The following is a 15,866-nucleotide window of genomic DNA, read 5'->3' on the forward strand; positions in this document are numbered from 1 at the left end:
AATTATTTTTTAAATATTTCTCCCATATAAGTTAAATTAACTTTTTTCCAATTTGGAAAATACTTTTTGACAGGTTTCTGAATTTGTTTTTGATCTTTTATTTTTTTTCCTAAAATGTATTTTATTTCCAATTTTTGAGGTTTTTCATCTCTTCCAACAATATAAAACAATTCTTTTTCTTCATTTTCAAACAAATCTCCTTTATTAATTTTTAAAATAGGTTCTTCATTTATAATTTGCAATTTTTCTTTTTGAGTTTTTAATTTTTCATAATTTATTTTTATTTCATCCTTTTCAAATTTTGAGTTTCTTGCATCAATTGAGATGAAACAATATTGATCTTTTTGATTTTTATACACTCAAATTTGAACTCAATATAAAGTATTGTGAAACGAAAAATTTTGTCTTTGATCAATTTTTAAAAAATTGCTTTGAGAGAAAATTATTTCATCAGTTTCCTTTTCTTCACTAGAAAATTTAATGTATCTAATTTTTCTGATAATTTTGAAATCATTATCAAGAATAGGAACCCATTCATTAAAGGAAATTTTTCCTTCTTGAAGTTTTTTATTTACAAAATATTTGAAGTAATTTTTTTCATTTAGATTTTTATTTTTAATTTCAATTTTCACTTCATTTCAAATGATTTTAAGAGTTTCATACAAGTTTTTATCATGATTAAAAATATGTAATTTAGTTAGTTCATTCTCCTTTAATTTGTCTTCGTCAAAAAACTCTTCAATTTTTTTAATTTTATCTGTTCTATTGTCTAATAAATTCAACTTTTCAACTTTTTTTATCGTATTTTTCCCCTTATCATATTTACCTGAGTAAAGAGTTTCATTAAATAATTGAGTATTTTTCTTTGTAATAACCATTCTACTAAATCTCATCTGATTTAGCTTTTCATTTAATTCATCCAAAGCATTAATTAATAGAAAATTGTCAAAACTAGCTTTTTCTTTAAATTTAATATTATTTTTTTCAAGATCATCTAATTCTCTTGTTTCTTTTCTATAATTAACATTTAATCTTTCAATTCTTTTAAAACTTCTAAAATATTGGCTAATTATTGTTATAAAATAAGCATCTTCAGCATGATGTCCGTTAAAACTTCTATCCTTAATAAGAACATCATCTTTTACATCATTTTTTCCTTCTTCTCTTATTAAGAAGTCATTACTATTAATACTTTTAAATCCTTCAGGTCTTTTTCATTCTCTTTCGGTTTCTTTATTATTTTTTATACCAACAAAAGCAATTTGATTTCTCAAATTAGATGTTTGCTTTCCATTTACAGAAACCACAGAATATTTATATTTTGAATTTGAAAAAGTTAAGTGATTTACAAGAGCATTTGTAATGTAGCTTGTATCACTTAAATTTCTATTAATAAAATCACTATTATCAAATTCATCTAAATTATCAATTGTATATAATTTTATAAATTTACCTTTATCATTAAAAGCCTTGCCATTAGCATTTCTTAAATATCAATTTCCTCAATTTTCTTTTGCTTCTTTTAATTTTTCTATTCCATATATTTTTTCAATAAATTGCTTTGCGCTTAAATCATTTGATTTTTTAGCATTATCTAATTTATTAACAATAACAAGATTTGAAAAAGAATCATCAAAAGATATACTTCTTGGAACAATATGATCAATATCATAATTTCAAGGTTTGTTTATAACATCATTAGCTTCAATTTTTCTTAACGAATATGCATCATATCCTTGTTGTTGCCTTAATAATCACAATTTTTTTAACAAAGTTGTATTTTCATTTGGTAAATCATAAACTTTTTTTAGTTCTTCGTATTTTTCTTTTCTATATTTATTTATTCCTTCAATTTTTTTTCTTTCGTGTTTATTATTTGAACTTCTTGTTACTTCAACAACAATTTTTTCAATTTCTAAATTATTTTTTTCGCTATACTTAAAAATTTCTTTTAGTAGATTCATTGTTTGTCTTAAAGATCTTTTTACAGTAGGAGAAGCAATAAGATCTTCTACTCAAGTTTTTTCAAATAAATTTGAATGAGAAAAATTATTTTTCTGGTTTTGTAATGCTTTTTCTTCATATGAAATTGTTGAATAATTTTTAGATCCCTCAGAAATTAAATTTGGTATGAATTTATAATAAGCTCCAAAACTTAAAGAAGAAGTTCCACTAAATTCTCTTAATTTAGCAATTTCACTATATATTTCTGAAGATTTAACATCTTTTTTCAAATTAGAAAATTCAAAATACCCTTCTAAAATTCTTATTCTATCTTGTATTGTTGAAAATTTATTCAGGATATTTGAAATAGCATCAAAAATATGCAATACGTTGTTATTTTGATTTATTTCATAACTTCCTTTTTCATTAGGAACAAATAATTTTTCAGATTGTTGTTTATAAAAACTCATTAATTTACTTAAATCATTTTCATTAGAAATTAAATAATTTTCAAAATTTATTAAATGCTTTTTAAAAATAGTTGTCAAGCTGTGGTAAGCATTAATAATAGGTAAATTAATTTTATTATCATCTTTATTGTAAGCAATTTCTGATAAGTTTTCAAATTTAATATTTTCTTCTTTAAGTATTTTTTCAACTGCGGATTTTGAATCTTTATTTAGAAATCTAGACAGTAAAATTTTTCTTTTTAATCTTTCAGAAATATATTCATTTTTATGTTTTCAGTCTGTTAGTTTATTTGTTATATCAAAAACTTTAGCAGAAAAAGAATTTTTAGGCGCTCGATATAATTTTTTATCATAAGAACATTTTCCTATTTTAGATTCCCATAAGGTTTTAAAAATTTTAGTATAAATTTTTTGTCCCTTTTCATTAATTATTAGTTCCGGATTACCATTTTCATTAGCATACAAACCGTATTTTGAAAAACTTTTTTCATTACCTGGTCCTTCTGAATAATTTCTAATTCTTGAAAAAAAACTTTTTTCTTCCATAGCAAATTTTTCATAATTCATAAAATCAATATTTTGCTTTTCAAAAACTTGTTTTATTTCTTTAAGATAATCTTGATGACCAAATTTTAAATTAATAGTACTTCTAATTTTTCCTGAAATTTTATAAAATTCAATAATTTTGTCTATTGGAAATTCTGCATTTTTTATGCTTTCATTTTTGTCAAAAATCTCAATTTCATTCTTATTCATTTCTTTAGATTTTGTATCTTCTGGATTGTCAAAAAATGCTCCTCTTAAAGATAAATAAAAATATAGCAATACAATAAGTTCACTTTTATCTAATTTATATTTTTCATTAATTGCAGCTTTTCTTAAATTGTGAAATCCAATTGGTAAATTTGTTACACTTTTATATTTTAATTCTAAATTTTTACTAAAAGGATTTATATATTTCTCAATAAAATTTCTTACAAGAATTTTAGGATTTTTATCAAATTCTAATTCAATAATATTGTTATCGATTAAATATTTAATAAAATCTCTTTTTCTTGTAAATAACCTTCTATTTCTTCGTCTTTGTCCACGTTTTTTTCTTCTTGTTTCATTTAATAACTTATCATCGCTATCATCCACTGTTTCGAATAACCTTACTCCATGTAAAATGATTGGAAACTTATTATCTTCTTTTTGTGAAATATCTGTGAGACATCAACCTACAGAAGCAATTCCTAAATCAAGCCCTAAAACAACTTTTTTATTCAATTTATTCTCCTTATTTTTGTAAAAGTACAAAAAAAACTACTTATTTTGAAAATAAGTAGTAGTTACGGCATAAAGCCTTTTTTTAGTGATGTATCATTCTTATGTATTCTTAACTGTACATCTGTATTTCGAAATACATAATAATTATACATAACTAATAACATTTTTTAAAAAATTTATACTTATTTTTCAAAATTATACATTACTAATATAAATATCTAAATTTTTAGTCTTTTAAAATATGAAATCTTATTAATTGATTTAAATAACGCTATTTAAAGTAAAATAAATTTACAAATAATTTGGAGTTGAAATGGAACAATATTTATCTTTACTTAAAGAAATTTTAGAAAAAGGACAAAAAAAAGAAGATCGTACTAATACAGGCACAATTTCTTATTTTGGAACTCAAAGAAGATATGATCTATCTAAAGGATTTCCTTTAGTAACAACTAAAAAAGTTCATCTTAAATCAATTATTTTTGAACTATTATGATTTATTAAAGGCGATACAAATATTAAGTATCTAGTTGATAATGGAGTAAATATTTGAAATGAATGGCCTTATGAAACTTTTAAAAAATCAAAAGATTTTAATGGTGAATCTTTAGCTGATTTTGTTTTAAAAATCAAAAGTGATACTCTTTTTGCTAAAAAATATGGTGAATTAGGTCCTGTTTATGGAAAACAGTGAAGAAATTTTAATGGCACAGACCAACTTTTTGATGCAATTGAGACAATTAAAAAAAATCCTGATTCAAGGAGAATTATTGTTTCGGCTTGAGCTGCAAATGAAATTTCCAAAATGGCTCTTCCTCCTTGCCATGCTTTTTTTCAATTTTATGTAAATAATAATAAATTATCATTACAGTTATATCAAAGATCAGGAGATACATTTTTAGGTGTCCCTTTTAATATTGCTTCTTATTCAATTCTTCTTGCAATGGTTGCTCAAATAACAAATTATGAAGTAGGTGAATTTATTCACACAATAGGTGATACTCACATTTATCTAAATCATTTAGAACAAGTAGAAGAGCAATTATCAAGAAAACCTTTAAAATTACCAAAATTAGTTTTGAACAAAAAAATTAAAAATATTGATGATTTTAAATATGAAGATATTGAAATTATTGATTATGAATCTCATCCTGCAATTAAAGCAAAGGTGGCTGTATAATGATTAAATTAATTGTTGCAATTGATCCTAATAATTTAATTGGTAGTGGCACTCAAATGCCTTGACATATTAAAGAAGAATTTAAACATTTTAAAGAAACTACTTTAAATCATGCTTTATTATTTGGACAAAACACTTTTACTAATTTGCCTTCTAAATTAGCAAATAGAATCTCTTATGTTTTTGGCTTTACAAAAACACCAAGTGCTGATTTTTCAATTACTTCCGAACAAGAACTTCAAAATCTTTTTGATAAATTTAGAAATTCTGAAGAGATTTTATTTATTTCGGGTGGAAAATATATTTATGAAACTTATTTTCATGAAGCTGAAGAGCTAATTGTAAGCGAGCTAAAAAATATTCAAAATGGCGATGTTTATTTAAATTGAGATTTATCCAATTACAAAAAAACTCTTTTAAAAGAATTTGAAGAATTTAATGTTTATTCTTATAAAAAGAAATTTAATGTATAAAAATTTAAATTTTTCAAAAATTACTTTTTATTTTTAACATATTGAATAAATTTAATAGATTTGAATTTTTTTTATCCCCTTTTTAGTTATAATTATTCAATAAAACAAAAACAAGAAGGTGAATTTTAGATGAACAAAAATACAAAAAAAATTCTAATCGGATCAGCAATCGCTGCAACAGTTGCAGCTTCAGTAGGAATTATTTTTGGAGCAACTCCAAGAAATACAGGGCTTCGTGTTACAGATAATCAAGTCTTTAGAGATTTAGTTGCTTCAAGAGAAGCCGAATTTGCAACTCAAAGAGTAGCAAATAATTCGCTATTTAATAGTAAAACTTTATTAATAACAGCAGGTGGGGTTGTAAATGATTTAAGTTTTAATCAATCAATTAATGAAGCTTTATTAGAAATTGGAAGACAAACTGGAAAACCTGGTAATTTTTCATTTGCAGAAACAACAGCAGGAACTCCTGATCAATTGCAAAGGCAATATGATCAGGCTTTATTTTTTAATCATAAGTTTTGAGTTCTTACAGGATTTCAACAAGATGGTGCATTTCAAAATTGACTTCAAATTGGAAATAATAGAGCAGAATTCATTAGAAAACAAGTAATTATTGTTGCAATTGATTGAACAACTAATTTGGAGCTTGTTCCTCCTGGACAATTCATTTCAATCAATTATCGTACTCAAGAATCTTCTTGAATAGTTGGTAATGCTGTTGCAAAATTCATTTCAGATAATCATAATAATAATAGAACGTTTAATACTTTTGGAGGGGGAGCTTTTCCTGAAGTAACAAATTTTAATGCAGGTTTTTTACAAGGTATTTTAGATTTTAATAACTCAACTTTTTTAGAACCAGGTGAAACATCAATTACTGATAATAAAAAATTATCTTTTACTCCAGGAGATATAATAAACATAAATACAGGTTTTGCTGTAACTCCTGAAGCAGCAACTGCAATTCAATCAATTGTTGGAAGTGGAACACAAGTTGTTTTCCCTGTAGCAGGTTCTTTAACTACATTAACAGTAAATAGTATTAGTCAAGAAAATTCAGGACAATTTGTAATTGGTGTTGATAGTGATCAAGCAAAAGCTTTTTCTCCTGATTTAGCAAAATTATTTTTTAGTTCTGTTGAAAAAAATGTTGCAGGAACAACATATGCAGCATTAGCTTCATTATACTTAGGAACAGTTAGCACAGATCCATTTTTCAATATAACAGGAAGTAGTTCAAGATTTATTCCTGTTACAGAAAAAAATAATTCAAGTTCATTACCTTTAGCTAATGCAGACATTACTAAAGGATTTGTTGAATCAACAGAACCAGTTGATTTTGTAGGGTTTTCAAAATCTGCTTTAGGTGGTAAAATTACGCAAAGTCTTGTTCAAGCAAATGTTGGGAGATCATTTGCAGAAGTTGCAGATGAATATTTAGCAGCTTCTTTAGCTTTATTTAATAAAAACAAAGCTAAAATAATAGCTACAATTCCTGTTCAAATCCCAAACTTTTCTGGAGGCCCTTCAACTCCAGAACAGATCCCGAATCCTTTAAATGAATTAATTAAAAAAATAAACTTTAGAAGGGTTGCAAATTAAAATGTCTTATGCAATTGAATTTGTTAATATAACAAAAGAATTTGGCAATGTTGTTGCTAATAAAGATATTAATATCGAAATAAAAAAAGGTACAGTTCATGCTTTAGTAGGTGAAAATGGAGCTGGAAAATCCACATTAATGTCTATCTTATTTGGACTTTATGAGCCAACAAATGGATACATAAAAATCAACGAAAAACAAATTACTATAACAAATCCTAATCAAGCAAATGATTTGGGAATTGGAATGGTACACCAACATTTTAAACTAGTTGATGATTATTCGAATTTAGAAAATATTGTTTTAGGAAATGAAACAATCAAAAATGGATTTTTGGATTTAGAAATTTCTAAATACAAAATTTCTGCATTACAAAAAAAATTCAGTTTAAATTTTGATCTTAAAGTCAAAACAGGAAATTCTACTGTTTCAACCCAACAAAAAGTTGAAATTCTTAAAATGCTTTATCGAGATGCAGACATTTTAATTTTTGATGAACCCACTGCTATTTTGACTCCACAAGAAATTGAAGGACTTTTGCAAACAATATTAGAATTTAAAAAAGAAGGAAAGACAATCATTTTTATTTCTCACAAATTAAATGAAATTAAGAAAATTGCTGATGAAATCACAGTTATAAGACATGGTAAAGTTGTTAAAAAATTCAAATCTTTAGAAGGAGTTCAAACTTCAGACATTGCTAATGCAATGGTTGGTCAAAATATTGTGCTTCCAAAAAATGACAAAAACACAAACTTTGGTAAAACAATTTTAGAACTGCAAAATGTAAATGCTGAGTATCAAAATAAGTCAATTGAAAACATCTCTTTCAAACTAAAAAAGGGAGAAATATTAGCTTTAGCTGGTGTTGAAGGAAATGGTCAAGAAATAATAGAATTTGTCATTTCAGGTTTAGCAAAATCTTCTTCTGGGAAAATTATTTTAAATGAAAAAGATATAACTCACTTTAATGTTAACAAAAGAATTAAGGAAAAAATATCTTATATTCCAGGAGATAGACATAAATATGGACTTGTCTTAGACATGAGTGTAAATGACAATTCAATTTTAAGAAAATTAGGTGATTCAAAATCACAAAAATACTCAATTATTAATGAAAAATTTAAAGATAGTTTTACAAAAGAAATTATTAAAAAATTCGATGTTAGAGGTGCAAGAGAAGGAAATGAAATTTCAAGATCTCTTTCAGGGGGAAATCAACAAAAAGTTATTGTTGGAAGAGAATTTTTAACTGAACATGATTTTATTCTTATTGTCCAACCAACAAGAGGTTTGGATGTTGGGGCTATTGATAAAATTCACAAAGCAATTTTGGCAGAAAAAGATGCTGGAAAAGCAATTTTATTAATATCTTATGAATTAGATGAAGTTTTTGCTTTAGCAGATAACATCTCTGTTATGCATGAAGGAAAAATTATTGGAACTACTTCAGCAAAAAATGCAACAAGAGAAGAAATTGGATTGTTAATGACTGGTATAAATAAAAACCAAAATAAAGAAAGGAGTTCATAATGGAAAAACAAAAACTAATTAAGTCAATCAATATAAAAAATTGAATGAACAATTTTAAAAAAACTTTTTCAGGCGAAACTTCTATTTCTGGAAGAAGAAAACTTTATAATTCTCTTTGAGGAATTTTTTTAGGATTAATTCTAGCTTTAGTTATCATTTCTTTTAACGGAACAAATCCTTTTGAATTTATATCTGTTGTTTTTTTAACAACTTTTGGAAGTAGCGGATCATTATTTGCAACAATTTTATTAGTTTATGTATTTGCATCCCTTGCTGTAGGAATAGGCTTTAAAGCAGGACTATTTAACATTGGGGTCTCAGGTCAAATGATGTTTGGTGGACTTTTAGCATTTTTCTATTTAATTATAGTTGCTAATAGTGATGCAAATGGTAATTTATTTGTTGATGGTGGGCAAATCTTTTTAGCAATTATAATTTCTATATTAGGTGGGATTTCAATTTCTTTAATCGCAGGAGCTCTAAAAGCTTTTTTAAAAGTTAATGAAGTTGTTTCAACTTTATTATTGAATTGAGTAGTATTTTATTTTGCTTCATGAGCAACTTCAGGATCAAGTTTTAAATCTATTTCAGCTACTAATTCCTTAAAAACAGTTCAAGTGGATTCATTTTTTTATGAAGCAGGGTGAATTGTTTTAGCAATTATTATGATTTTAATTATTTCAATTGGATTTTATTTTATTTTGAAAAAAACAACTTTTGGATACAAAATTAAAGCAGTTGGATTCAATCCTGATGCTTCAGAATATGCAGGAATTAGTAAAAAAACTCTTACAATGGTAATTTTTGCAATTTCAGGAGCTTTAGCAGGTTTTGCAGGATTCTTCTTTTATTTTATTTTTCAAAGAGGGAATTATGTAACAGAAAGTGTTGGGCCTTTATTAGTAGGTTTTGACTCAATTGCTATTTCCTTGCTAGCGTATAATTCTCCAATTGGAATTATCGCTTCAGCATTCTTTTATTCAATTTTAACAAATGGGAATGCTGCTTTATTACAAGAAGTTGGTTTAAGACCTGAAGCAAATCAAATTGCAGTTGGTGTGATCATTTACTTTACAGCAATAGCAATAGCATTCAATAAATTTCAATTAATAAATTACATTAAAAATTGACTGATTTTGAATAAGAATTCAAAATATCAAAAAGTTTTAAAAGATTTTAAAACTCAAAAAAGCCTTTATAAGCAAGAGCATCTAAAAAAAATTGAACAAATTAAAAGTCTAAAATCTAAAAACAAACTTAAATGAGATCAAATCAAAAATGATAATAAAAATAAAGCAGATGTTCTTTTAAAAAAATTGAGTGAATTAAAATCTAAAACAGATTCAAATTCTATTGATCAAAAAGTAAAAATTTTTAATGAGTTAAATTTCAATAAAAAAGAAATGAATATTATTTTAGAATCATATGGATTTTTTGAACAAAAAGATAAAGATAATTTATATTATTCTCAAATCTCTGAATTAAAAAACAATCTAAAAAAAGAAAAACATGAAATTTTATATAGTTACTATAAAGAAAAAAAGCTTAAAAAAGAAGAATATAAAAAACTAAAATCAGAACAGGGAGTTAAATAATGCAATTTACAATCGAATTATTCAATGCTTTTATACTTTATTTCAGTGTTCTTTCACTAGCTTCTTTAAGTGGGCTTATTTCAGAAAGAGTAGGAATCACAAACATTGCTATTAATGGGATGATGATTGTTGGTTCAACTTTTTATGCAATTTTTGCTTTAATTTTCCGTAGTGAAAATATGTGATTGCAAATCCCTTTAATTCTTATTGCTACAATTTTTGGTTTAGCTTTTGGAGCACTTCATGGATTTGCAACAATTAGATTAAAATCAAATCAAGTTATTTCAGGTGTTGCTATTAATATTTTAGCTTCAGCTGTTGCACTTATTTTATTACAAATTGTAGGAACAGCAAATAGATTTGAGTTTAGAACAAATGAACTTGCAGCTTCTTCAAGTCCTTCTGATCCTTTAAATATTATTAGCTTTAAATTATTTCTTTCGTTAGCTTTAATAATTGTGATGTGAGTTGTTTTAAATAAAACAAAATGAGGATTAAGACTTCGTTCAATAGGTGAAAACCCACAAGCAGCAGATGTTGCTGGAATTAATGTTAATTCCTACAAATGACAAGGAGTTTTACTTTCAGGAGCATTTGCAGGAGCTGCTGGAGGTCTATTTGTCCAATCGCTTGGAGTAGCTTTTTCAGGAGATGTTCAAGGATTAGGTTTTTTAGCTTTAGCTATTATGATTATGGGGCAATGAAAAACTCAGTGAATCATGCTAGCAACTATTGCCTTTTCATTCTTTTATGCTCTTGGGTTCCAACTTGCAACTTTACAAGGGAATATTCAAGATTTTTCAAGACTATTCTTAATTTTACCTTTTGCTTTAACTCTAATTGCTTTAGCGGCTTTATGAAAATCATCAAAAGCTCCAAAAGCTGTTGGAATACCATATGATAAATCTCAACGTTAATAATTAAAATATTTTGATTTAAAAATTCTGTTAATTCAGAATTTTTTTATTAATTTTATTAATTTTATTATTTTATAATTTAGCTATGCAAAATCAAAAGGAATCATTAAAATTTTTATTATTAAAAGAATTTAATATTAGATGCAAGGAAAACAAGATATTTTACTCTTTGTTTTCTAAAACTCTAGAAAATTCCTTAAATTCTCCAAATTATTTAAATGAAAAAGAAGAATTAGAAGTTTTAATGACCTTAGAATCATATTTGCTATTAAAGGAAAAATTTCCACTTAATTGCTTAGATAATACAAACCATTCTAAGTTTTTTTTACTTAATCCTAGATTTGTCTTAAATAAAAACACTTTCAAATATGGAGATGATTATATAAAAATAATCATTATTTTACCAACATTAAAATCAAGAGCTTTTTTAGCAACAGATCTTCTAAAGTATATAAGACTAAAAATAGGATCTCTTAGAACTAATAGAAATTTTGGTAAAAAACTTAAATTTTGGGAGAATTTAATTCTTTTTTTACTTCCTAAAAAATTTTTTAAATTTACTACCTATGATATTTGTGATAAATTATCACTAAATAAAGATGAAGAAACAGAAGGCTTTTTTAAAATCAATGAATCACACTTTTCTTTTAAAAACTCTTGACAAGTGAATTTTAATTCTGTGACAAAAGAAGTTATTTTTTTGAATTCTTCCTTTACAATTCTAAAAATTTTTGATTCTAAAAATTTTAAGTATTAATTGATAAGTAAATTTAACTAAACTTATTCATTTATTTTGAGTAGGTAAATAAAAAAATAACTATTAATTACATTTTATTGGAAAAATTTGTTCATAATAGCACATTTTTTAAAGATAAGTTATATAATATTGGTATTAGAAATTATAAGGAGATATTATATATGGATAAAAAAATTAAAAGAGTTGCCATGGTAGGTGCTGGATTAGTAGGAGTATCAGTTTTATACTCATGCATGAATAGAGGTCTAGCAGAACAATATGGAATTATTGATATTAACGATAAATTATCAGTAGGACATTCACTGGATTTTGAAGATGCTTCAGCAGCAAACAATCACAATTTTAGTGTTGGTAAAATTGAATATTCAGATTTAAAAGATTACGATGTAGTTGTAATTACAGCAGGAAGACCTCAAAAACCAGGAGAAACAAGATTAGAAATGGTTGCAGATAATGCAAAAATTATGTCTAATATTGCTAAAAACATTAAAAAATCAGGTTTTAAAGGAGTAAGTATTGTTGTAGCAAATCCAGTAGATGTTATGACTTTTATTTATCAACATGAAACAGGTTTTGATAAAAATCGTGTAATTAGTAGTGGAACATCTTTAGATAGTGCAAGATTAAGATTTGAAATTTCTAAGAAATTAAAAGTTCATCCAAAGTCTGTTCAGGCATTTGTTTTAGGTGAACATGGTGATAGTAGTGTTTCTGTTTATTCAGCAGCAACAGTTTCAGGAAAATCTTTTAATGAAATTGTTAAAGAAAGAGGAATTTCTAAAAAAGAACTTGAAGATATGCATACAACTGTTTATAAAAAAGCATATGAAATTATTAATAGAAAAGGTTCAACATATTTTGGAATCGGTTCAACAGTTGCAGAATTAGTAGAAGCCATCTTAACAGATTCACATGCTATTTTTGGTGTTGGAGTATATTTAACAGGACAATACGGAGTTAAAGATCTTTACATTGGAGTTCCAACAGTTCTTGGTTCAAAAGGAGTAGTTGAAGTTATTAATTTTAACCTTACTAAAGAAGAACAAGAAAAATTTGTTAGTTCAGCAACTATTCTAAAAGGAAACATCCAAAAAGCTTTAGAAGCTATTAAAGGATAAACATGAGCACATTTCAAATTTTTAGAAAGTCTGCCAAAGTTGATGAAAAAACTAAAATTCAAAATAAACCAAGTGGCCTTTCATTTAAGCAAGGTATTCTTATGTGAGGTATCTTGCTTGCAGGTTACATCTTATTTGTTGTGAATTGATTATTGTTAGGAAATTTAGGTGGAACAATAGGGAATCCAGGATGAGTATCTCATTTTTTTGGAACAACTGCTCCAAACACTGTTGTAACAGAAGCTATCAATTTTACAATTACATTCATGAGAGGAGTAGGATCATTAATAGTAGGATGATTAATTGTTAAATTAACTCATAAATGAGCTGTTGTCATTTCCCTTGTATTTGTTTTGTTAGCAGTTCCTGCTGCTTTAATGCCTGCTGGAATTGGTGGATACATAGGTTTTATAATTTTTAGAATGTTACTTGCAATTGGTGGTACAACCTTAATTATTTATGTTCAACCTGTTTTAGCAAAAAGTATGACTCAAAAACAAAAAGGAATATTTTCTATAATTTCTCCTTTTGGATTTAATGTTGGAACAATTATTGCAACAATTCCATTCTTATTTATTGCAAATCAATTACGTATTGATTGACAAATTGTAGCTGGATCTGCTGCTGCAACAGCGATAATCCCATTAATCTTATATATTTTATTTGGTAAAAATTTTGACACAGCATCTCAAACCAAATTAAATTCTACAGATGAAGTATCTCTTCCTTCTTCTAGTTTAAAAATTCTAAAGGAAAAACAGACATGAGTTTGAGTTGTTGTTTATGGAGCTTGATTAGTAGTGGCAGTTATTCCTTTATTCCCTATTTTTAGAACAGCTCTAACATCTCTTTCAAATGCAAGTGGTCTAGGTTTAAGTACTAATGAGATTTTATTCTCTCACAACATTATGCAAATTTTATATGTTGCAGGAATCTTTTTAGCACCTTTAACTATTGGTAGATGAAATTTTTCAAACGCTAGAAGAAAACCTTTTGTTGTATTTATTGGCTCAATGATCCTTGTAGCAATGGCATGTATGCTTTTAGGATGAGCTTATGGTTCAATTGCAACATTCTATGTATTTGCATTTTTAGCAGGATGATTTACATGATCTATTCAAGGGGTTATTTTAAATAATCCTCACGAAAGAAAAGGTAATACACCAAAAAGAATTGGAGTTTTATTCTCGTTCATTTGAGGTTTTGGATACTTCTTCTTTACAATTGCAAATATTATTTTAGCTATAATTGTACCAGTAGGAGCATCATTAGGATTTCAAATTGGAATGTTGGCAGCTTTCTTTGTAATATCTGCTTTATTCCCAATAGGTTTCTTATTTGTTAAGGAAACTAAAGTTGGTGGAAAACTTATTCCAGATGGTTTAAAGTTTTGAAGAAAAGCAAAACGTTAAGATAAAAAAAGGATTCTCAAAGGATTCTTTTTTTATTTAATTTTAGAAATAAATTTAAATTGATATTTGGTGATATTTTAAAAATTTTTCTATTATAAAAAATATAAAGGAGATACTTAATGAATATATTTAATTTTTTTAAATCCAAAAAAAATGAAAAATTCAAATCAAAAAATTTAACTTTTAAGCAAGGTCTTTTAATGTGAAGTATTTTAATAATTGGATATATTGTTTTTATTATTAATTGATTAATGCTAGGTAATTTGGCAGGACAAGGTGCTATAGATAGTAATGGAAATCCAATTGGATGAACAGCATATTTTTTTGGTGGAATTCCAGAAAATATTAATCTTATTACGCAAGCAGTTAATTATACAATAACTTTCATGAGAGGAGTAGGTTCTTTAGTAGTAGGATATTTAATTGTTAAATTAACTCATAAATGAGCTGTTGTTATTTCTCTTGCTCTTCTTTTAATGGCAATTCCTGCCATTTTAATGCCTTCTAATGTTGGCGGGTTTGCAGGATTTATTATTTTTAGGATGCTTTTAGCAATAGGTGGAACAACTCTAATAATTTATACGCAACCTATTGTTGCAAAAAGTGTCCCACAAAAGCGCAAGGGAATTTTTACAATTTTTTCCACTTTTGGATTTAGCCTTGCAACAATAATTGTTGCAGCACCTTTTTTAAGTTTAAGAATTCAATTACAAACAAATTGACAATTTGTATCAGGAATAACAGCTGCAACAGCTTTTATTCCTCTTGTTATTTATATAATTTTTGGAAAAAATTTTGACATTACTTCACAAGTCAAACTAGATCAATATGATAGTACTCTTTATCCGACAACAGGGAAAGAAATTATAAAAGAAAAACAAACTTGAGTTTGAGTCTTAATTTATGGAGCTGGTTTAGTACTTGCGGTTATACCTATTACAGATTTATTTAGGCAAGCTTTAGTTAATCTTGCACCTGCTAATTTGACAAATCAAGCAAATTCTGCTTTTAGTATTTTTACAATTGTATATGTTTCAGGAGTATTTTTATCACCTTTTACAATAGGGTTATGAAATTCAACAAATGCAAAAAGAAAACCATTTGCTATTTTTATTGTTTCAATGATTATTCTTGCATTTATATTAATGTTTTTAGGTTGAAGATTTGGATCAGTTGCAACTTTTTATGTTTTTGGTTTTATATCAGGATGGCTTGTTTGATCGCTTCAATCAATAACACTTCAAAATCCACACGAAAGAAAAGGTAACACTCCAAAAAGAATAGGAATTATATTTTCTTTTAGTTGAGGTTTTGGGTACTTCTTTTTTACAATTATAAATATTATTCTAGCAGCAATTGTTCCTGAAAATGCATCTTTAGAATTATGAATAGGTTTTGTTATTCTCTTTTTAATTTTTTCTTCACTACTTGGTGTTGGATTTTTATTTGCAGAAGAAACTAAACCTCAAGGAAAAATAATTCCTGGAAGATTAAAATTTTGAAAAAAATTAGACAAAAAATAATTTCTTCTAATAAAAGATAGGTTCATTTATGTTTTTTATTATATAATTCAAATATATTAAAATAATTTC

General features: G+C 25.9%; 11 protein-coding genes. 10 read left to right on the top strand and 1 reads right to left on the bottom strand.

Features of this window, described 5'->3' with window-relative positions; genetic code table 4:
- Positions 1 to 2: 2 nt before the first annotated feature.
- Positions 3 to 3,683 carry a type II CRISPR RNA-guided endonuclease Cas9 gene (gene cas9 / locus MMOB_RS00190; protein WP_041362727.1) on the bottom strand — a complete coding sequence of 1,227 codons (3,681 nt, stop codon included), beginning with the start codon at positions 3,681 to 3,683 and terminating at the stop codon, positions 3 to 5.
- A gap of 313 nt (positions 3,684 to 3,996) precedes the next feature.
- On the opposite strand from cas9, the gene thyA reads away from it, so the two are divergent.
- The 10 genes from thyA to MMOB_RS00240 all read left to right on the top strand — a co-directional run bounded on the left by thyA (position 3,997) and on the right by MMOB_RS00240 (position 15,797).
- Positions 3,997 to 4,863 carry a thymidylate synthase gene (gene thyA, locus MMOB_RS00195; RefSeq protein WP_011264554.1) on the top strand — a complete coding sequence of 289 codons (867 nt, stop codon included), beginning with the start codon at positions 3,997 to 3,999 and terminating at the stop codon, positions 4,861 to 4,863.
- Entirely contained in the window at positions 4,863 to 5,336 is a 474-nt protein-coding gene (locus tag MMOB_RS00200) for a dihydrofolate reductase (RefSeq protein ID WP_011264555.1), read from the top strand. The genes thyA and MMOB_RS00200 overlap by 1 nt, the downstream gene beginning before the upstream one ends.
- Positions 5,337 to 5,465: 129 nt before the next feature.
- On the top strand, positions 5,466 to 6,941 hold the full coding sequence (locus MMOB_RS00205; protein WP_011264556.1) for a BMP family ABC transporter substrate-binding protein: 1,476 nt from the start codon (positions 5,466 to 5,468) through the stop codon (positions 6,939 to 6,941).
- A gap of 1 nt (position 6,942) precedes the next feature.
- Positions 6,943 to 8,475, top strand: coding sequence for an ABC transporter ATP-binding protein (locus MMOB_RS00210; RefSeq protein WP_011264557.1), 1,533 nt, complete (start codon positions 6,943 to 6,945; stop codon positions 8,473 to 8,475).
- On the top strand, positions 8,475 to 10,070 hold the full coding sequence (locus MMOB_RS00215; RefSeq protein WP_011264558.1) for an ABC transporter permease: 1,596 nt from the start codon (positions 8,475 to 8,477) through the stop codon (positions 10,068 to 10,070). The genes MMOB_RS00210 and MMOB_RS00215 overlap by 1 nt, the downstream gene beginning before the upstream one ends.
- Entirely contained in the window at positions 10,070 to 10,987 is a 918-nt protein-coding gene (locus MMOB_RS00220; protein ID WP_011264559.1) for an ABC transporter permease, read from the top strand. The genes MMOB_RS00215 and MMOB_RS00220 overlap by 1 nt, the downstream gene beginning before the upstream one ends.
- An 85-nt stretch (positions 10,988 to 11,072) precedes the next feature.
- Positions 11,073 to 11,744, top strand: a complete 672-nt coding sequence (locus MMOB_RS00225) for a hypothetical protein (RefSeq protein ID WP_011264560.1) — start codon at positions 11,073 to 11,075, stop codon at positions 11,742 to 11,744.
- 161 nt (positions 11,745 to 11,905) lie between these two features.
- The gene (locus MMOB_RS00230) at positions 11,906 to 12,862 is read left to right on the top strand and encodes an L-lactate dehydrogenase (protein ID WP_011264561.1); all 957 of its coding nucleotides are present in this window, start codon (positions 11,906 to 11,908) and stop codon (positions 12,860 to 12,862) included.
- Between the two features lie 2 nt (positions 12,863 to 12,864).
- Positions 12,865 to 14,274, top strand: coding sequence for a hexose phosphate transporter (locus tag MMOB_RS00235; protein WP_011264562.1), 1,410 nt, complete (start codon positions 12,865 to 12,867; stop codon positions 14,272 to 14,274).
- 119 nt (positions 14,275 to 14,393) lie between these two features.
- Positions 14,394 to 15,797: a hexose phosphate transporter gene (locus MMOB_RS00240; protein ID WP_011264563.1), complete on the top strand. Its 1,404-nt coding sequence runs from the start codon at positions 14,394 to 14,396 to the stop codon at positions 15,795 to 15,797.
- The last annotated feature ends 69 nt before the right edge of the window (positions 15,798 to 15,866 follow it).

Origin of the sequence: Mycoplasma mobile 163K (assembly GCF_000008365.1) — a bacterium.
Taxonomy (GTDB): Bacteria; Bacillota_I; Bacilli_A; order Mycoplasmatales; family Metamycoplasmataceae; genus Mycoplasma_J; species Mycoplasma_J mobile.